This is a genomic window from Flavobacterium aquicola (genome assembly GCF_003385115.1).
Lineage (GTDB): Bacteria > Bacteroidota > Bacteroidia > Flavobacteriales > Flavobacteriaceae > Flavobacterium > Flavobacterium aquicola.
In genome coordinates this window covers 347033-366927 of sequence record NZ_QUNI01000004.1, presented here as the reverse complement: position 1 = coordinate 366927, position 19895 = coordinate 347033, and the positions used below count along the sequence as shown (strand labels likewise).

Annotated in this window: 20 protein-coding genes; 19 read left to right on the top strand and 1 reads right to left on the bottom strand. The window is 33.1% G+C overall.

Annotated elements, in window-relative coordinates; genetic code table 11:
- The first annotated feature begins 37 nt into the window (after positions 1 to 37).
- The 5 genes from nadC (at position 38) to priA (ending at position 5620) form a co-directional block, all read left to right on the top strand.
- Positions 38 to 895 carry a carboxylating nicotinate-nucleotide diphosphorylase gene (gene nadC, locus C8P67_RS09135; RefSeq protein WP_115812560.1) on the top strand — a complete coding sequence of 286 codons (858 nt, stop codon included), beginning with the start codon at positions 38 to 40 and terminating at the stop codon, positions 893 to 895.
- Between the two features lie 4 nt (positions 896 to 899).
- The gene (locus C8P67_RS09130; protein ID WP_115812558.1) at positions 900 to 1826 is read left to right on the top strand and encodes a YihY/virulence factor BrkB family protein; all 927 of its coding nucleotides are present in this window, start codon (positions 900 to 902) and stop codon (positions 1824 to 1826) included.
- A 111-nt stretch (positions 1827 to 1937) separates the two neighbouring features.
- Entirely contained in the window at positions 1938 to 2372 is a 435-nt protein-coding gene (locus C8P67_RS09125; protein WP_115812556.1) for a DUF2147 domain-containing protein, read from the top strand.
- A gap of 14 nt (positions 2373 to 2386) precedes the next feature.
- Entirely contained in the window at positions 2387 to 3145 is a 759-nt protein-coding gene (gene bla-B1-FLAV / locus C8P67_RS09120; RefSeq protein ID WP_115812554.1) for a subclass B1 metallo-beta-lactamase, read from the top strand.
- Positions 3146 to 3169: 24 nt separating this feature from the next.
- Positions 3170 to 5620, top strand: a complete 2451-nt coding sequence (priA, locus tag C8P67_RS09115; RefSeq protein ID WP_115812552.1) for a replication restart helicase PriA — start codon at positions 3170 to 3172, stop codon at positions 5618 to 5620.
- Positions 5621 to 5631: 11 nt separating this feature from the next.
- On the opposite strand, the gene C8P67_RS09110 is transcribed toward priA, so the two are convergent.
- Positions 5632 to 6327 (bottom strand): LytR/AlgR family response regulator transcription factor, encoded by a 696-nt coding sequence (locus C8P67_RS09110; RefSeq protein WP_115812550.1) that lies wholly within the window; start codon positions 6325 to 6327, stop codon positions 5632 to 5634.
- Between the two features lie 165 nt (positions 6328 to 6492).
- Here C8P67_RS09110 and rpsF point away from each other — a divergent pair, with 165 nt between their 5' ends.
- From rpsF to C8P67_RS09035, 14 genes are all read left to right on the top strand, one after another.
- Positions 6493 to 6834, top strand: a complete 342-nt coding sequence (gene rpsF / locus C8P67_RS09105) for a 30S ribosomal protein S6 (RefSeq protein ID WP_077370382.1) — start codon at positions 6493 to 6495, stop codon at positions 6832 to 6834.
- Between the two features lie 5 nt (positions 6835 to 6839).
- Positions 6840 to 7136 (top strand): 30S ribosomal protein S18, encoded by a 297-nt coding sequence (gene rpsR / locus C8P67_RS09100; RefSeq protein WP_007138295.1) that lies wholly within the window; start codon positions 6840 to 6842, stop codon positions 7134 to 7136.
- 66 nt (positions 7137 to 7202) lie between these two features.
- Positions 7203 to 7646 (top strand): 50S ribosomal protein L9, encoded by a 444-nt coding sequence (rplI, locus tag C8P67_RS09095; RefSeq protein ID WP_115812548.1) that lies wholly within the window; start codon positions 7203 to 7205, stop codon positions 7644 to 7646.
- 128 nt (positions 7647 to 7774) lie between these two features.
- Entirely contained in the window at positions 7775 to 8248 is a 474-nt protein-coding gene (locus tag C8P67_RS09090; RefSeq protein WP_115812546.1) for a DUF6495 family protein, read from the top strand.
- Between the two features lie 75 nt (positions 8249 to 8323).
- Positions 8324 to 10327: an NAD-dependent DNA ligase LigA gene (gene ligA / locus C8P67_RS09085; protein ID WP_115812544.1), complete on the top strand. Its 2004-nt coding sequence runs from the start codon at positions 8324 to 8326 to the stop codon at positions 10325 to 10327.
- A gap of 805 nt (positions 10328 to 11132) precedes the next feature.
- Positions 11133 to 11651 (top strand): DUF6913 domain-containing protein, encoded by a 519-nt coding sequence (locus tag C8P67_RS09075; RefSeq protein WP_115812540.1) that lies wholly within the window; start codon positions 11133 to 11135, stop codon positions 11649 to 11651.
- Positions 11652 to 11659: 8 nt separating this feature from the next.
- Positions 11660 to 12547: a 4-hydroxy-tetrahydrodipicolinate synthase gene (gene dapA, locus C8P67_RS09070; RefSeq protein WP_115812538.1), complete on the top strand. Its 888-nt coding sequence runs from the start codon at positions 11660 to 11662 to the stop codon at positions 12545 to 12547.
- Between the two features lie 126 nt (positions 12548 to 12673).
- Complete coding sequence (locus tag C8P67_RS09065) at positions 12674 to 13468, top strand: outer membrane protein assembly factor BamD (protein ID WP_115812536.1); 795 nt, start codon at positions 12674 to 12676, stop codon at positions 13466 to 13468.
- A gap of 8 nt (positions 13469 to 13476) precedes the next feature.
- A complete protein-coding gene (locus tag C8P67_RS09060; protein ID WP_026709525.1) occupies positions 13477 to 13794 on the top strand; it encodes a DNA-directed RNA polymerase subunit omega in 318 nt (105 codons plus the stop codon).
- Between the two features lie 9 nt (positions 13795 to 13803).
- Complete coding sequence (coaBC, locus tag C8P67_RS09055) at positions 13804 to 15015, top strand: bifunctional phosphopantothenoylcysteine decarboxylase/phosphopantothenate--cysteine ligase CoaBC (RefSeq protein WP_115812534.1); 1212 nt, start codon at positions 13804 to 13806, stop codon at positions 15013 to 15015.
- Positions 15008 to 15889 (top strand): type IX secretion system protein PorD, encoded by an 882-nt coding sequence (gene porD / locus C8P67_RS09050; protein ID WP_115812532.1) that lies wholly within the window; start codon positions 15008 to 15010, stop codon positions 15887 to 15889. Before coaBC ends, porD begins: the two co-directional genes overlap by 8 nt.
- Before the next feature lie 52 nt (positions 15890 to 15941).
- Positions 15942 to 17594, top strand: a complete 1653-nt coding sequence (gene recN, locus C8P67_RS09045) for a DNA repair protein RecN (protein ID WP_115812530.1) — start codon at positions 15942 to 15944, stop codon at positions 17592 to 17594.
- 72 nt (positions 17595 to 17666) lie between these two features.
- Positions 17667 to 18857: an enoyl-ACP reductase FabV gene (gene fabV / locus C8P67_RS09040; RefSeq protein WP_115812528.1), complete on the top strand. Its 1191-nt coding sequence runs from the start codon at positions 17667 to 17669 to the stop codon at positions 18855 to 18857.
- A 162-nt stretch (positions 18858 to 19019) separates the two neighbouring features.
- On the top strand, positions 19020 to 19826 hold the full coding sequence (locus tag C8P67_RS09035) for an enoyl-ACP reductase FabI (RefSeq protein WP_115812526.1): 807 nt from the start codon (positions 19020 to 19022) through the stop codon (positions 19824 to 19826).
- The last annotated feature ends 69 nt before the right edge of the window (positions 19827 to 19895 follow it).

The following is a 19895-nucleotide window of genomic DNA, read 5'->3' as shown; positions in this document are numbered from 1 at the left end:
AATCTTATTTTAGCAATCCAAATTAAAGAATAAAAAGATGATTACTGAAGAGCAGTTTCAAAACGAACTAAAAGTATTGATTGCAAATGCTATTAGAGAGGATGTCGGAACCGGAGATTATAGTTCATTGGCTTGTATCCCAGAAAATGCAATGGGTAAAGCCAAATTATTGGTAAAAGAAGAAGGTATTATCGCCGGAGTGGCTTTTGCAAAAATGATATTTGAATATGTGGATCCAAATATGAAGATTGAAACCTTCATTCAAGATGGCACACCAGTCAAAAAAGGAGATGTTGTTTTTCATGTTTCGGGTAGTTCGCAGTCGATTTTAAAATCCGAAAGAGTAGTTTTAAACTCGATGCAGAGAATGAGTGCCATAGCAACCAAAACAAATAGTTATGTACAGCTGTTAAAAGGAACTGATACAAAAATATTAGATACAAGGAAAACAACGCCAGGATTTCGTGTTGCCGAGAAATGGGCAGTTACAATCGGAGGTGGAGAAAATCATCGTTTTGCATTGTATGATATGGTTATGCTAAAGGATAATCACATTGATTTTGCTGGCGGAATTACATTGGCAATAGCCAAAACACAAGCGTATCTGAAAGAAAATAATTTGGACTTAAAAATTATTGTTGAAGCCAGAGATCTTTCTGAAATTGAAGAGATTTTAAAAAGTGACGGAGTACACAGAATATTGATTGATAATTTCAATTATGAAGATACGCGTACAGCTGTAGCTTTAATTGGCAGCAAATGCCAAACCGAATCTTCGGGAAATATTAATGAGACAACAATGCGCAATTACGCAGAATGCGGGGTTAATTATATTTCTTCGGGCGCATTGACACATTCCGTTTATAATATGGATTTAAGCTTGAAAGCGATTTAAGGTTATGACGTTTAAGATCGAGGCAAAAATCGAAAAAATCCCAATTATCAGAAATCTGATGCATATCTTGAAGAAGATTAAAATGCCAGGTTTGGGAGGATTTTCTTTTTATGATTTATTGGAATTGTATTTTGAAGGTATCATCGACGGAGCATTTTCATATCATGCCAGTGCAGTTGCATTCAGCTTTTTTATGGCACTGTTTCCATTTGCCTTATTTATTTTAAACTTAATACCTTACATTCCTATAGAAGGTTTTCAAAACGATTTTTTGGAATTTGTAAGAGAGGGAGTTCCGCCAAATACCTATGATGCAATTGCTAATATTGTAAACGATATTCTTAACAACAGTCATACCGGATTAGTGTCTTCGGGATTTTTCTTGTCTATTTTCCTGATGGCAAATGGTATAAACGGAATCCTTGGCGGATTTGAATCTTCCCGTCATGTTTTGGAAAAAAGAGGTTTTTTGAATCAGTATTTTGTTGCCTTGGGAATTTCGTTACTGCTTTCTATTCTTCTACTTCTGACAGTTGCAATTATTGTAGTTTTTGAGGTTTTGATTCAAAGCACAGCAATACAAGATGTCTTGAATGATAAAATTCCTTTGATAATTTTAGGAAGATACCTTCTTGTAATATTAATGATTTTGATTACATCTTCTGTTTTATTGCGATACGGGACTAAGCAGTCACATAAACCGCCATTCATTAGTGTAGGTTCAGTTTTTACTACAGTGCTTATTATTATTTCATCCTATTTTTTCGGAATTTGGGTGCTGCGGTTTTCAAAGTATAATGAGCTGTATGGTTCGATTGGAACATTGTTGATTATGATGTTTTACATCTGGATTAACTGTATGATTTTATTATTAGGGTTTGAATTGAATGCGACTATTCGTAAATTAAAAAAGAGCAGATCGGAGAACTAAAGTTTGATAATAAATTGTTATTGTTTAAATGGAATTTTGTATTCTTGCGATGAGTAATTCGATGAGTTAATTTCGAATAATATAATTTTTGCATTAATAATTTAAGAAAAAATGAAAAGAAGTATCGTATTTGGTTTGGTTATGTGTTTTTCGATGATTTTTAATGCTCAGGGACAGACAGTTTTAGGAAAATGGAAAACCATTGATGATGAAACCGGAGAAGCAAAATCGATTGTAGAAGTTTACGAAAAATCAGGAAAAGTGTATGCCAAAGTTGTAGAAATACTTCGCGCAGAACACAAAAAAGATGTTTGCACGAAATGTGATGGTGCTGAGAAAAATAAACCAATTTTAGGAATGGTTATAATGAACGGCCTCAAAAAAGATGGTGAAGAATACAATGGAGGCACAATTTTAGACCCTGAAAACGGAAAAAAATACAAATGCTATATCACATTGGAATCTCCTGATAAATTGAAACTTCGTGGTTACATTGGAATTGCACTTGTTGGAAGAACTCAATACTGGATAAGAGTCAAAAATTAATTTTAGTATTACAAATGCGAAAATTTGCAACGATAATTTTAGTCTTTATAATATGCTCAAAAAGTTTTGGGCAGTCTAAAAATTCGCCGTTGCAAATAACTCATCTTGCAGGTGACTTTTACATCTATAAAACTTTTCATGAATATAATGGAGTTTTAGTTTCTGCAAATGCAATGTATCTGGTTACTGAGAAAGGTGTTGTCTTGTTTGATGCTCCGTGGGATGAATCACAGTTTAAGCCTTTGTTAGACAGTATAAAATCTAAACATAAAAAGGATGTAGTAATGTATTTTGTAACGCATTCTCATGAAGATCGGGCAGGAGGTTTAGAATTTTATGGACAAAAAGGAATTAAAACATATACTATAAAACTAACAGACGAAATTTTAAAAAATGAAAATGAAGGCAGAGCCAAATTTGTAATTCCTAATGATACTGTTTTCAGTTCTGGAAAATATAAATTTGAGGTCTATTATCCGGGAAAAGGGCATACGTCAGACAATATAGTTGTTTGGTTTGATAAAGAAAAACTGCTTTATGGAGGATGTTTTATCAAAAGCGCAGAAGCCAAAGACTTAGGTTATTTGGGAGAAGCGTATGTAAATGAGTGGGAAGAATCCATTAAAAAAGTTCAGGCAAAATTTAAAAATCCAAAATATATTATTCCAGGTCATGATGATTGGACTAATACAGAGTCTTTGAATCATACTTTAAAAATGGTTCAGGAATATAAAACTAAAAAAGCGTCTGATAATAAATTAAATAAAAAGTAATTTTACAGACCATAAATTCTTTACATGCATTTCGTTGAAGTTGTTTTACCGCTTTCTCTAGCCAAGACTTTTACCTACAGAGTTTCGGAGGCTGAATTTCTTTTTATAAAAAAGGGAATGAGGGTTACGGTACCTTTTGGAAAAAACAAAATTTATACGGCTTTGGTTATTGAAATTCACAATAACACACCAGCTTTATATGAGGCCAAGGAAATACATCAAATCTTAGATACAGCTCCATTAGTAACAGATTTTCAAATCAAGCATTGGTTGTGGATTGCCGATTATTATATGTGCGCCATAGGTGATGTGTATCGTAACGCCATGCCAAGTGCTTTGTTGTTAGAAAGTGAAACGCTGATAACAAGAAAAAATGACTTATCTGTTGATGAAAGTCTGCTTTCGGATGATGAGTATTTAATTTATGAAGCCTTACAGCAACAGAGTTCGTTAAAAATTCAGGATATTATTTCGATTTTGAATAAGAAAAATATTTTTCCTGTTATTCAAAAATTGATTGATAAAAATATTTTGATCTTGCAGGAAGAATTGCAGGAAACGTACAAACCAAAATTGGTTAGATATGTCAGATTGCATCCGAAATACGATTCTAATGATGGCTTAAAAGACCTGCTTGAAATTTTAAAAAGTGCCAGCAAACAAAAAGAAATAGTTCTGAATTATTTCCAGTTAAGTGCTTCCGAAAAAAAGCCGATTACCGTTAAAAAATTGGTAGAATCTGCTCAATCTTCTCCTGCGATTGTAAAGGCATTGATCGAAAAAGAAATTTTAGAAGAGTATTACCTGCAGGAAGACCGAATTAATTTTTCCGGAAAAGGAAGGGAAGATGAACTGCAGTTGAGTTCGGATCAGCAAAAAGCTTTTGAATCGATAAAAGAAAGTTTTAAAGAAAAATCAGTTTGTCTTTTACACGGAATTACTTCAAGCGGAAAGACTGAAATATATATTAAACTTATTGAAGAATATCTGGACACGGGAAAGCAGGTCCTGTATTTGTTGCCGGAAATTGTCTTGACTGCTCAATTGGTTTCCAGAATCAGAGCGCATTTTGGAAATAAGGTGGCTGTTTTTCATTCTAAATACAGTAATAACGAAAGAGTAGAAGTCTGGAATCAGGTTTTATTGAATGCGCCAAAAGCTCAGATTGTAATTGGTGCCAGATCAGCTCTGTTTCTGCCTTTTTATGATTTAGGATTTATAATTATAGACGAAGAGCATGAACAGACTTTTAAACAGTCAGATCCTGCTCCCAGGTTTCATGCCCGTGATTCAGCTATTGTTTTGGCGAATGCTCATAAGGCGAAAGTGGTTTTAGGTTCGGCGACGCCAAGTCTTGAAACGTATTATAATGCTAAATCGGGTAAGTTTGGATTTGTTGAGATTTTGAAGCGTTTTGGAAATTCAAGCCTGCCTGAAGTTTTTCTGGTTGATTTGAAAGATAAATACTTTCGAAAAAAAATGAACGGCCATTTCAGTGACGTTTTGGTAGAAGAAATCACGGCATCTTTATCATTGGGAGAGCAGGTGATTTTGTTTCAAAACAGAAGGGGATATTCACCGATTATAGAATGTATTACCTGCGGACATGTTCCTCATTGCCAGTCCTGCGATGTGAGTTTGACCTATCATAAACATAAAAATCAGCTTCGTTGTCATTACTGCGGTTATTCTATTGCAAATCCTACCCATTGTCACGCTTGTCATGGTGTTGATTTGACTACAAAAGGCTTGGGAACTGAGCAGATAGAGCAGGAGTTGGTAACTATTTTTCCAAATGCTAAAATTGGCCGAATGGATCAGGATACAACACGTGGAAAATTTGGTTTCGAAAAAATAATTGACAGTTTTAAAAATCGGGAGTTTGATATTTTGGTGGGAACTCAGATGCTAGCCAAAGGTTTGGATTTTGATAATGTGAATCTGGTTGGAATCATGAATGCCGATACGATGCTGTATCATCCGGATTTTAGGGCTTTCGAGAGAAGCTTTCAAATGATGACTCAGGTTGCAGGACGTGCAGGACGCTCTGATAAAAAAGGAAAAGTAATTATTCAGACATATAATCCGAATCACAATACAATACAGCAGGTTACCCATTCAAATTATGTAGGAATGTATAAGGAGCAATTGTACGATAGACAGATATATAAGTACCCGCCTTATTTCAGGATTATAAAACTAACCTTGAAACAACGTGATTTTGATAAGTTAAAAGAAGGTGCAATGTGGCTGTACCAAGTGCTGAGTCAGAATCTTGCCATGCCGGTTTTGGGTCCCGAAGAGCCTGCAATCAGCAGAATCCGAAATGAATATATAAGGACTATAATTATTAAAATTCCTCAAAATAATTCTATTGGAGGTACAAAAAAAACTATTCAGAAGATACTGAATAGTTTTGAGGCTGTTTCTCAATACAGATCTATTAAGGTTACTGTAAATGTCGATTTTTATTAAAGAGTAGTTTTTTACGAATAGGCAAGTGCTTTTACTAAATCTTCTTTTTTATTTCTGCTCAAAGGAATTTTAGTCACTCCGATTTCAGCAAATTTGCTGTTGAAACGGTCAATTTTATCAATATTCACAATATATGATTTGTGTACCCTAATAAATTTTTCTTTTGATAAATCATTTTCAAAAGATTTCATTGTAGAAAGGACAAGATTGCTGTCATCTTCGGTCACTACTTTTACATAATCACCAAAAGCTTCAATCCATTTGATTTTAGAAGTAAATATCTTTAATTTTTTTAGATTACTCTTAATAAAGATATGTTCTCCTTCGTCTTCTTTGTTTTCTTTTTTGAGAAGAAAGTGGTCAATCGCTCTGCGGACAGAAGCGTTAAAACGTTCAATAGAAATTGGTTTTTGTAAATAATCGGTAGCATCATAATCAAATGCTTTCATAGCATATTCTGCTTTTGAAGTAATGAAAATGATTTGAGGTTTGGTCTTTAAACCATCCAGAAAATCAAAACCACTGATTACTGGCATTTCAATATCAAGAAATATTAAATCGACAGTATGAACAGTCATACAGCTTTTTGCCTCAATCGCATTTGAAAAATCACCAATTAAATTTAGGTTGGTATGATTATTAACCAGCTTCGCAATAATCATTCTTTGTATTGAACTATCATCAACAACAACACAGTTTAGCTTCATAGTATCAAGTTTTTGATTTGGTAGAGTAAAAATAGTTTTTTTTTTGATTTAATTTTAAAAATTCAATTTTTTTTTCTCCGTTCATCGATAATAGTTATTTAAGGTTTGTTTGTTTGAAAAAAAAGATTACTTTTGCACCCAATTTAACAAATAAATAAATTTTTTATGAATCATTATGAAACTGTTTTCATTTTAAATCCCGTTTTATCTGAAGTTCAGGTAAAGGAAACAGTAAGCAAATTTGAAGATTTTCTTACTAGTAGAGGAGCAGAAATGGTATCTAAAGAAGACTGGGGTCTTAAAAAGATGGCTTACGAAATCCAAAATAAGAAAAGTGGTTTTTACCATTTGTTCGAATTTAAAGTATCAGGAGAAGTTCTTATTGCTTTTGAAACTGAATTCAGACGTGACGAAAGAGTTATGCGTTTCTTAACTGTAAGTCTTGACAAACATGCTATCTCTTGGGCTGAAAGAAGAAGAGCAAAACTTAAATCTCAAAAAGCTTAATTATCATGGCAACATTACAACAATCTGCTTCAGGAAAAAAAGACGGGGATATCAGATATCTTACGCCTTTGAACATAGAAACTAACAAAACTAAAAAGTATTGTCGTTTCAAAAAATCAGGTATCAAATATATCGATTATAAAGATGCTGATTTCTTATTGAAATTCGTTAATGAGCAAGGAAAAATTCTTCCTCGTCGTTTAACTGGAACTTCATTAAAATACCAAAGAAAAGTTTCTGTAGCTGTGAAAAGAGCTCGTCACTTAGCTTTAATGCCATACGTGGCCGATTTATTGAAATAATTAAAAATTAACAGTTGTTGGTTTTCTGAAATATGAAACCTAACTTCTCAAACAAAGGACAACAACATGGAACTTATTTTAAGAAAAGACGTTCAGAATTTAGGATTTAAAGATGATGTAGTAACTGTAAAAAACGGATACGGTCGTAACTTTTTAATCCCACAAGGATTTGCTCATTTAGCTACTTCTTCTGCAAAGAAAGTATTGGCTGAAAACCTTAGACAAAGAGCTCACAAAGAAGCTAAAGTTGTAGCAGATGCAAAAGCATTGGCTGAGGCTTTAAAAGCTATCGAAATTAAAATTTCTGCAAAAGCAGGTGGTGAAAAATTATTTGGTTCAATTACAAACATTGATATTGCTGCAGTTTTAGCTAATGCAGGTCAAGAAATTGATAGAAAATTTATCACTTCTGGTATCGTTAAACGTACTGGTAAATATACTGCTTCAGTTAGATTACACAGAGATGTAATCGTTGAATTAGCATACGAAATTGTTGCTGAAAAAGCATAATTTTTAAATGTATATATTGAAATCCCGATGAAAGTCGGGATTTTTTTGTTTAATCAAATAGCTTTAAGTTAAGTGGTAAGCATGAATTAGGCTTACGGCTTATAGCTTAGAGCATAAAGCTTTAAAAAATGAAATATTCTAGGTTAACCAAAGAGCAATTTGAAGAATTAACGCAGGAGTTCACTAATTTTTTGGCGACTCAGGCAATTGATAAGGCTGAATGGGATCAAATCAAAACGGATAAACCAGAAGTGGCAGAGCAGGAACTGGATGTTTTTTCAGATTTAGTTTGGGAGGGCGTTTTGACCAGAGCTACATATTTGGAATTTTTCTCCAAAAATCATATTTTTTTATTTCATTGTTTTGATACCTATGTGAAATCAATTGTTTTAAAATCATTGGTTCCTGATGTTGATTTCTTGACTAAAGAAGGCTTGCAATGGCTGAGTGATAATATGTTTACAGATACTATCGAAATGAAAGTGGGTAAAAAAGAATTTACTGAGGAACGTAATCTTTCTATTTTTCAATTAATCCAGCAGGGATCTATTTTGAGTGACGGGCAATTATATAATCAAATTAATACAATTATTGAGTCGTAAAATTTGATTTATAAACTTTAAATTGGTTATTTTAGTAGATTATTTAATCGGCTAGAATAGCCATTTTTTTTGTTTATGAATATACAGGATACCATTCAAACGCTTAGGGAAGAACTTAATCTTCACAATCATAATTATTATGTGCTGGATAATCCAACGTTATCTGATTATGAGTTTGATATGAAATTAAAAGAACTTCAGGATTTAGAAAACAAACATCCTGAATTTTTTGACAGCAATTCGCCAACTCAAAGGGTAGGAGGTACGGTTACTAAAAATTTCAAAACAATTCCGCATGAATATCGTATGTATTCCTTGGATAATTCTTATTCTAAAGAAGATTTATTGGATTGGGAAGCACGTATTCAAAGAGGATTAGGAAATGTCGATTTGCAATATACCTGTGAATTAAAATACGATGGAGCTTCAATCAGTATTACTTACGAAAAGGGAAAATTAGCTCAGGCTTTAACCCGTGGCGATGGTTTTCAGGGTGATGATGTAACTAATAACATTAAAACAATCAAATCAGTTCCTTTGCAATTAAAAGGTAATTATCCTGATAAATTTGATATTCGTGGCGAAATTATTCTGCCGTTGAAAGGATTCGAGAAAATGAATCAGGAATTGATTGAAATTGGCGAGACACCATATTCGAATCCGAGAAATACAGCATCAGGAAGTTTAAAACTGCAGGACAGTGCCGAAGTAGCCAAACGTCCTTTGGAGTGTTTGTTATATTCGGTAATTAGTAATAATTTGCCTTTTTCTTCGCAAATTGAAGGATTGGAATCTGCAAGAAAATGGGGTTTTAAAGTACCAAGCGAAGCCAAATTGGCTAATAATATACAAGAGGTTTTCGATTTTATTGATTATTGGGATGTGCATCGTCATAATCTGCCTTATGAGACAGACGGTGTCGTTGTAAAAGTTAACAGTATTCTTCATCAGCAGGAATTGGGCTATACTGCAAAATCCCCGCGCTGGGCCATTGCCTATAAATTTAAATCAGAACAGGTTTCTACAAAATTAAATTCTATTTCTTATCAAGTGGGACGAACAGGTTCCATTACGCCAGTTGCGAATCTTGAACCGGTACAATTGGCTGGGACAATTGTAAAGCGTGCTTCACTGCACAATGCGGATCAAATTGAAAAATTAGACATCAGAATAAATGATACTGTTTTTGTAGAAAAAGGCGGTGAGATTATTCCGAAAATTATTGCGGTAGATTTAGCTGAACGCCCAGAAAATTCAGTAATTACAAAATACATAACACATTGTCCTGAATGCGAAACTGAATTGGTTCGTAGCGAAGGAGAAGCAAATCATTATTGTCCTAATTTTTACGGTTGTCCTCCTCAGATTATTGGCAGAATTCAGCATTATATTTCGCGAAAAGCTATGGATATTGAAGGTCTTGGTGGTGAAACAGTTGCCTTGCTTTATAAAAACGACTTGGTTCATAACTATGCCGATTTGTATGAATTAAAAGTGGCAGATATTCTGCACTTGGAAAGAATGGCACAAAAATCGGCAGAGAATTTGGTTAATGGTGTTGAAAAATCAAAAGAAATACCGTTTGAGAGCGTCCTATTTGCACTTGGAATACGTTTTGTTGGAGAAACTGTTGCCAAGAAACTGGCGAAGCATTATAAAAGTATTGATGCATTGCAGCAGGCGACTCTTATGGATTTGATTCTGGTTGATGAAATTGGAGAACGAATTGCCAAAAGCGTAATCGAGTTTTTTGAGAATGAAGAAAACAGGAAGATAATTGAACGATTAAAAAGTTATGGCGTGCAATTTGAGATTATCGAAAAAGTAAATCCAAATGCGACCGAGAAATTCTTGGGGAAAACATTTGTGGTTTCGGGTGTTTTTTCGACTTATTCAAGAGATGAACTTAAAAAAGTTATCGAAGATAATGGGGGGAAAGTGGGAAGTTCAATTTCGGCTAAAACTGATTTTGTTGTCGCTGGTGATAATATGGGGCCTGCTAAGCTGGAAAAAGCTACTAAGCTGAATATTTCAATAATTTCTGAAGATGGATTTGTAAAAATGTTGAATGAAAGCTAGTACTCCGTCACTTATTTTGTTTTTTGTCACTTCAGTTTTGGCTATCATATTCAAATTATTGCAATCCGATATGTTAATGCTTTATACAAAGTCGGTTGTGGTACCCTCTTTATTTATATATTATCTGGTGTCCAATAATTATAAAACAAAATTGTTGAATGCCTTGATTTTTTTGTTGTTTTTTGTGAGAGAAGTTTTTAATACTTTGAGGATTATCGAGTCTCCTATGGGATCCTTTTTATGTGTATTAATGGTTTATATTTTGTTATTATTTTTCGCTTGGAGAGATTCTGCATTTTTAAAATATAAATACAACGACATCTTTTCTATTTCTCTTTTATTTATTGGTATGGGGGCAATTTGTTTTTCAGTATTGAATTTAAAATTAGAGAACCTAGAGCTTGATTTTTCTCTGTATGTTGTTTTTGGGTTGATTTTGAGTTTGTTGACAGTGTTTTCGATATTGAATTATATAAAAGCGGGGAGTTTAGTTTTTTTTAATGGTATGCTGATGTGTGTCAGTTTTGTAATTTCTGATGTTTTTTTTGTATTGTATAAATTCTATTTTTATAATTATTTATTAACCCTAGTTAGTTTAGTTACTCAATTTTCGTCTTATTTCTTTATGGTGAATTATTTTTTGGAGAAAGAAAGAAGGCATTGATTATTTCAAGGATTTGTAAATTATTTAACTAGGCTTTTTGTTAAGAATATAACAAAAAGTTTTAAAAGCTTGCTATAGTTTTTTAGATTTGTCAACTCAATTGTAACTGAAATAAGTAAATTTGTAATCTTGTAAAATGCTATGTTTTTAAATTTTATAAAGAACTTTTTATTAAAAAAGACTTTGAAGAAGCAACTACTGAATGTTAAAGAAGAGTCTTTAAATTCTCCAGTTGTACGAATAGGTCTGGTTGTAGATGAAAGTCGTTTTTTAGAAACAAATGCATTAAAACAGGAAATAATTCTGAAGGGAATTGTTGAGGATAATATCAAAATTATTGCTTACCGTGATAATTTAAACAGTAAAGAAGTGTTTTCTTATTCAGTGTTCAGCTTAAAAGATCTAAATCTAAAATGTGAGTTTACTCAGAAGGAGATAAATGACTTTATTTCAGATGAATTTGATTTATTGATTAATTATTATGCTGAAGAAAAGCCGTTTTTGATGCTTTTGACACATAATTCGAAAGCTAAATTTAAAGCTGGTTTTTCAACTGTAGATCAAAGACTGAATCATATGCTTATAAACATTGCTTTAGATGATTATAAAGGCTTTGTTTATGAATTATTCCGATACTTAAAAATATTAAATAAAATATAATTTAAATTATGCAATCATTAATAGGAACTGGAGTTGCCTTAGTAACACCGTTTAAAAACGATTTTTCAATTGATGTTGAAGCTCTGAGAAGAATAGTGAATTTTTCGATAGATGGCGGGGTTGAATATCTTGTTATACTAGGCACTACAGCAGAAAATGCTACATTATCAGCAGAAGAAAAAGAACTGGTTATTGATACTGTTGTTGATGTTAATGCAGGTAGGTTACCGTTAGTTCTTGGTGTTGGGGGGAATAATACATTAAAGGTTGTTGAAGAGTTAGGAACTAGAGATTTTTCTGCTTTTGATGCTATTTTATCTGTATCGCCTTATTATAATAAACCAACTCAGGAAGGGATATACCAGCATTTTAAAGCAATTTCTGAAGCTTCTCCTCTACCGATAATTTTGTACAATGTACCTGGAAGAACATCTAGTAATATGCTTCCTTCAACAGTTGTTAGACTGGCGAATGATTTTGAAAATATTGTTGCAATAAAAGAAGCTGCTGGAGATTTAGTTCAGGCAATGCTTCTTATAAAAAATAAACCTAAAGATTTTTTAGTGATTTCCGGTGATGATATGATTGCTTTGCCAGTTGTTTTGGCTGGCGGATCAGGAGTTATTTCTGTTATTGGGCAAGGCTTTCCAAAAGAATTTTCTGAAATGATCCGATTAGGACTGAATAGAAAAGTAGATGACGCATATAAGGTTCAGTATTTATTAGCTGACTGCATTGATATGATTTTTGAACAAGGTAATCCAGCAGGAATAAAGGAAGTCTTTAAAATTCTAGGTATTTCAGAGAACGTATTGCGTTTACCGTTAGTTTCTGTAGACGAATCTCTATCTAGCCGATTAAGCGTATTTGTGAAAAAAATGGTAAAAAATTCTTAAAATCTGCCCCGTTTTTTTAACTAAAGAAATATTTTGTATTAGCTAAATTAATAACTAAATTTGCCACCTAACTTGGGTGGCTTTTGTTGCATATATCTGGCAATAAAATTAAAATCAGTGAATATAATGAAGAAAATAATATCTGTATTACTTGTAGTTTTGTTTTTTAGCTCTTGCAGTGAATATCAGGAAGCATTAAAGAAAGAAGATGTTGCTGTAAAGTTTGAAGTTGGAACAAAATTATTTGAACAAGGCAAGTATTCAAAAGCAATTCGTCTTTTTGAGCAATTGGCACCATCATATAGAGGAAAACCACAGGGTGAAAAGCTGTTTTATATGTATTCGCAGTCTTTATATAAAACAAAGCAATATTATTTAGCAGGATATCAATTTGACAGTTTTAATTCTGGTTATCCAAAAAGTGAAAAAGCAGAAGAATGTTCTTATTTAGGAGCTAAAAGTTATGCAATGTTATCTCCTGTTTATAGTATAGATCAAACAGATACTTTTAAAGCTATTGAAAAGGTTCAAGGGTTTATTGATAGATATCCTAATTCACAATATATCACTGAAGCGAATGAAATATCGAAAAAGTTAAATGAAAAAATTGAGCGTAAAGTGTATGAAAATGCATTTGAATATTATAGAATTGGAAATTACAAATCAGCGTTAATTGCATTTGATAATTTTATTGCTGATTATCCTGGAACTTCATATAAAGAAAAAGCGCTGTATTATAAATTAGATGCAGCATATTTGTTGGCAATAAATAGTATTGTTATTAAAATGCAGGATCGATTAATAACTGCTAAGACCTGTTATAATAATTTGGTTAAATTTAAACCAAATACTGAATTCAAAAGTAAAGCAGACGATAAGTTGGCTAAAATTGATGAGGAACTACAAAAATTTAATAAATAAATAAAGTCATGGATTTAAAAAAGACAAATGCTCCGGTAAATACAATAACTTATAATAAAACTGTTATTGAAGAACCTACTGGAAATGTGTATGAGGCGATAACAATTATGGCTAAAAGAGCAAATCAAATCAATTCTGAAATTAAAAAAGAACTGACTGAGAAATTAGAAGAATTTGCTACTTATAATGATAGTTTAGAAGAAGTTTTTGAAAATAAAGAACAAATCGAAGTGTCTAAATTTTATGAAAAACTTCCAAAACCTCATGCTTTGGCTGTGCAAGAATGGTTAGACGGCAAAATTTACCACAGAGATTCAAATAAATAATCCTAGCTGATGTCAGTTTTAAGCGGAAAAAAGATTTTGCTGGGCATTACTGGCGGAATTGCTGCATATAAAACGGCTTCATTAGTTAGACTCTTCATAAAAGCAGGTGCACATGTCCAAGTGATAATGACACCTGCTTCTAAGGATTTTATAACGCCGCTTACCTTATCTACACTGTCTAAAAACCCTGTTTTTTCTGAATTTTATAATTCAGATGAAAAAAATGAGCAGTGGAATAATCATGTAGAGTTAGGTCTTTGGGCAGATATAATGCTTATTGCGCCAGCAACAGCTAATACTTTATCTAAAATGGCAAACGGATTATGTGATAATCTGTTACTTGCCTGTTATTTGTCTGCAAAATGTCCTGTATATTTTGCTCCGGCAATGGATTTAGATATGTATATTCATCCTTCTACAATTGAAAGTCTTGCCACATTGAAATCTTTTGGAAACACAATGATCCCTGCCGAAAATGGAGAATTAGCCAGTGGTTTATCTGGTGAAGGCCGAATGGCAGAACCTGAGAATATTGTCGCTTTTTTAGAAGCCGATTTAGAAGGTAAATTACCTTTAAAAGGAAAAAAAATACTAATTACTGCCGGTCCTACATACGAAGCTATCGATCCTGTGCGTTTTATTGGAAACCATTCTTCAGGAAAGATGGGATTTGATATTGCCCAAAGCGCAGTAAATTTAGGTGCATCAGTAATATTAGTTTCGGGTCCTACGCATTGTCGCATTAATAATCCTTCAGTTCAGATAGTTCAAGTTGTTTCTGCTCAGGAAATGTATGAAGCCTGCCATCTCTATTATCAGGATATGGATGTTGTAATAGCTGCGGCTGCTGTCGCAGATTACAGGCCTAAAAATGTAGCACAGCAGAAAATTAAAAAAAACACTAATGATTTTACGATTGAATTAGAGAAAACTAAAGATATTTTAGCTTCATTTGGTGAGTTAAAGAAAAAGCAATTTCTAATTGGTTTTGCTTTAGAAACAGAAAATGAAATTGAGAATGCTAAAGCAAAAATTCAGAAAAAAAACTTAGATTTGATAGTTTTAAATTCGCTGCAGGATGAAGGAGCAGGTTTTGGTAAACATACTAATAAAGTTACCTTTATTGATAATGCTTTTCATATCGAACCTTTAGATTTAAAGTCTAAAGAAGCTGTAGCCGAAGATATTTTGAATAAAGTAATAGCTCATTTTTATGATTAGATTTGTCTTATTTTTATTTTTAGGGTGTGGCTTTATTCAAGCCCAGCAATTGAATTGTACAGTAACTTTAAATACCCAAAAAGTAAATAATGCTAATCAGCAGGTTTTTAAAACATTAGAAACAGCTATAGGTGAATTTGTAAATAAAACCGACTGGACCGGGCAGATGCTTCCGCAAAAGGAAAGGATAAACTGTTCGATGTATATTACATTATCCAGTTACGGCTCAGATCAATTTGTTGCCAACATTCAGGTGCAGTCCTCAAGAAACATTTATAATTCTACTTATTCTTCACCGGTTTTGAATATAAATGACAAGGATTTTACTTTTACTTATACCGAATTTGAGAATTTGACTTACATACCTACGAGTTACGGATCTAATTTAATTTCTGTACTCTCGTTTTATTCTTATATAATTCTAGGAATGGATGCAGATACTTTTCTTCCTTTTGTAGGTGATCGTTATTTTAAAGAAGCACAAAATATTGCCAATTTGGCGCAGCAGGGCGGTTATAAAGGCTGGAATCAAGCAGATGGAACAATGAGTCGCTATTTTTTAATTTATGATTTATTATCTCCCACTTATGCTGATATTAGACAGTCAAGCCAGCAGTATTATTCTGGACTTGATATCATGAGTCAAGACCTGAAAAAAGCTAAAGAAACTATCAAAGGCTCACTATTGAATCTGGCTAAATTGAATGAAACCAAACCCAATTCCTATTTATTGCGTGTTTTTATGGATTCGAAATCAGATGAAATTGTTTCTGTATTTACTGGAGGGCCAAGTATTGCTATAAATGATTTGGTAGAGAGTTTAAATAGAACTTCTCCGTCAAATTCAAATAAGTGGCAGTCATTAAAATACTAGATTTTTATTGTTTCTCTTCATTTAACCCAATCTATACTTATAAAATTAATTAATGATAACTTCACTAGCTATAAAAAACTATGCGTTAATTGAGAAATTAACAATCGATTTTTCGAAAGGTTTTTCGATAATTACGGGAGAAACGGGTGCTGGAAAATCAATAATATTAGGAGCTTTAGGTTTGGCTTTAGGAAAAAGAGCTGACTTGACTTCTCTTAAAAATAAGGAAGAGAAATGTGTTATTGAAGCACATTTTGAAATATCTAAATACAATCTTCGTTCTTTTTTTGAGGTAAACGATTTGGATTATGAAGATGAAACTATTATCCGCAGAGAAATTCTGCCTTCTGGAAAATCAAGAGCTTTTATAAATGACAGCCCGGTTAATTTGCAGGAATTGCAAGAGTTAGGTTTGCATTTAATAGATATTCATTCACAGCAGCAAACTCAGGAATTGTCTGATGAAGCGGTACAATTTCAAATTATTGACGCGATTGCAAATAATTTGGAAATACTCAATTCCTATCAATCGGAATTAAAAAAGTATAAAGCTGATAAAAGCAAATTAAATGCTTTGATTAAAAGAAAGGGCGAAGCATCGAAAGAGCAGGAATATAATACTTTTCTTTTGGAGGAACTGATTGGAGCTAAATTGAAATCTGGTGAGCAGGAAGTTCTAGAAGAAAATTATGAGCAGCTGAATAATGTTGAGATTATCAAAGAATCGCTTGATAAATCTTTAGCTATTGCTAATGAAGAGCAGATTGGTGTTTTGCATAATTTGAATGAAATAAAAAATGCGATTCATAAAATTGCTCCTTTTTCATCTGATTATACTTTATTGTTCGAAAGAATTACAAGTCTGAAAATCGAGTTTGAAGATATTGCAATTGAGTTAAACCGCTGTTCCGAAAAATTAATCAATGATCCAGAGCAATTAAATCTGATTAATCAAAAACTGCAGCTGATTTATAATCTGCAGAAGAAACATCAGGTGGCTACAGTTGATGAGTTAATTGCAGTTCAGAATGCTTTGGAAAATTCAGTATTAGAATTAGGAAATATTGATGAAGAGATTGCCAAATTAACGGTATTAGTTGATGATGCAACAAAAGAATTAGATCAGATTTGTGACGCAATACATAATAATAGGCTTGAGGCTATTCCTTTGCTGTCGCAAAAATTAATTACAATATTAGAAACTTTAGGAATGCCGAATGTCCGTTTTAAAATGGAATTAAATGTATCTTCAGCTTATCTTGATAATGGAAAAGATGAACTGCAGTTTTTGATTTCGGCTAATAAAGGAACTGATTTTGGTTTATTGAAAAAAGTAGCGTCAGGAGGAGAAATGTCCCGAATTATGCTTGCAGTAAAAGCTATTTTAGCACAATATTCAAAACTTCCAACATTAATATTTGATGAAATTGATACGGGAGTTTCTGGAGAAATTGCGAATAAGATGGGTGAGATTATGAAAGAAATGAGTACGCAGATGCAGATATTTGCAATTACGCATCTGCCTCAAATTGCTGCTAAAGGTAATGAGCATTTCAAAGTATTCAAATCTACTGTTGGAGAAGATACTCTTTCAGAATTGAAATTACTTACCACTGACGAAAGAGTTGTCGAAATTGCACAAATGCTTTCAGGAACTGTCATTTCGGATTCTGCCTTAAATCATGCAAAAGCCTTGTTGAACTAAATAATTGGACTATATTTGCCCATTAAATTTAAAAATCTTTAGATTAAAATATAAATTAACGTACAAAGGATTATGATTATAGAACCAAGAATGAGAGGATTTATTTGTTTGACTGCCCAGCCAAAAGGGAGTGAGCAAAGTGTAAAAAATCAAATTGAATATGTAAAATCAAAAGGAACTATTGCTGGGGCTAAGAAAGTATTGGTTATTGGAGCTTCAACTGGTTTTGGTTTGGCTTCTAGAATAACAAGTGCTTTTGGTTCAGATGCTGCTACAATTGGCGTGTTTTTTGAAAAAGAAGCTTCAGAAGGAAAAACAGCTTCTCCAGGCTGGTACAATTCGGCTGCTTTTGAAAATGAAGCTCATAAAGCTGGTTTGTATGCAAAAAGCATCAACGGAGATGCATTTTCAAATGAAGTTAAAAGACAAACACTTGATCTTATCAAAGCTGATTTAGGCCAAGTTGATTTAATCATATACAGTCTTGCTTCGCCAGTACGTTTAAATCCGAATACAGGAGTTTTGCACCGTTCTGTTTTAAAACCAATCGGGCAGACTTTTACCAATAAAACAGTAGATTTTCACACAGGAAAAGTTTCAGAAGTTTCTATTGAGCCTTGTAATGAAGAGGATATTGTGAATACGGTTGCTGTAATGGGGGGTGAAGATTGGGCAATGTGGATTGATGCCTTGAAAGCTGAAAATCTATTGGCTGAAGGAGCTACAACAGTTGCTTATTCATATATCGGACCATCATTGACTGAAGCTGTTTATAGAAAAGGAACAATCGGCCGTGCAAAAGATCATTTGGAAGCAACTGCATTTACAATTTCTGACAGTTTAGCAGACATTAACGGAAAAGCATATGTTTCAGTTAACAAAGCGTTGGTAACTCAGGCTAGTTCTGCAATTCCGGTAATTCCATTGTACATTTCTTTATTGTATAAAATAATGAAGGAAAAAGGTATTCACGAAGGATGTATCGAGCAGATTCAGCGTTTGTATCAGCAAAGATTATATACTGGAGAACCAATGATTACTGATGAAAAAGGAAGAATCCGTGTTGATGACTGGGAAATGCGTGAGGATGTTCAGTCACAAGTGGCTGCGCTTTGGGAGCAGGCTACAACTGAGAATCTTGCCGAAATTGGAGATTTAGAAGGATACAGAAATGATTTTTATAACTTATTTGGTTTTGGTTTTGACGGAGTAGATTACAAAGCAGACACGAATGAATTAGTTAAAGTTCCAAGTATCTCTTAATTAGATAATCAAATTTTATAATTTTTAAAAACACCTTATGGCTTGGTTTAAAATCAAGGAAATAAGGTGTTTTTTAGTAAATAGTTTCTAAGTTACTAAGTCGCTAAGAGCCTTTCTAAACTTAGAAACTTAGAGTCTTAGCAACTATTAAAATATCATTTTATGTACAATTTATTAAAAGGGAAAAGGGGAATTATTTTCGGTGCTTTGGATGAAAACTCAATCGCTTGGAAAACAGCAGAACGTATTCATGATGAAGGAGGTGTTTTTGTTTTGACAAATGCACCTGCTGCAATGCGATTGGGAAGTATTGATGCATTGGCAGAAAAAATCGGATGCCAAATTATTCCAGCAGATGTGACTTCGGTTACTGATTTGGAAGAGTTGGTGGATAAATCAGTTGAGATTCTTGGCGGTAAAATAGATTTTGTTCTGCATTCTATAGGGATGTCGGTCAATGTTCGAAAAGGAAATCATTATACAAATCAGAATTATGAATTTACTGAAAAAGGCTGGAATGTTTCAGCGGTTTCTTTCCATAAACTGATGCAGGTATTGTATAAAAAAGATGCCATGAATGAGTGGGGAAGTATCATTGCTTTGTCATATATGGCTGCACAGCGTGTTTTTCCTGATTATAATGATATGGCTGATAATAAAGCGTTTTTAGAATCAGTTGCCCGCAGTTTTGGCTATTTCTTCGGCAGAGATAAAAAAGTGAGAGTAAATACTATTTCCCAGTCACCAACAGCGACTAGGGCAGGACAGGGAGTTAAGGGATTTGGAGGTTTTATTGCTTTCGCTGATAAAATGTCTCCATTAGGCAATGCTACTGCTGCGGAGTGTGCAGATTATATTGTTGTTATGTTTTCGGATTTGACCCGAAAAGTGACTTTGCAAAATTTGCTGCATGACGGAGGCTTCTCGAATATGGGCGTAAGCCAAGAAGTAATGGAAATGTTTGAATAGTGTAAATAAGACGTTTGTTATGTAAACCATCATTTTTTATGATGGTTTTTTTGTTTATAAAGAAGTACC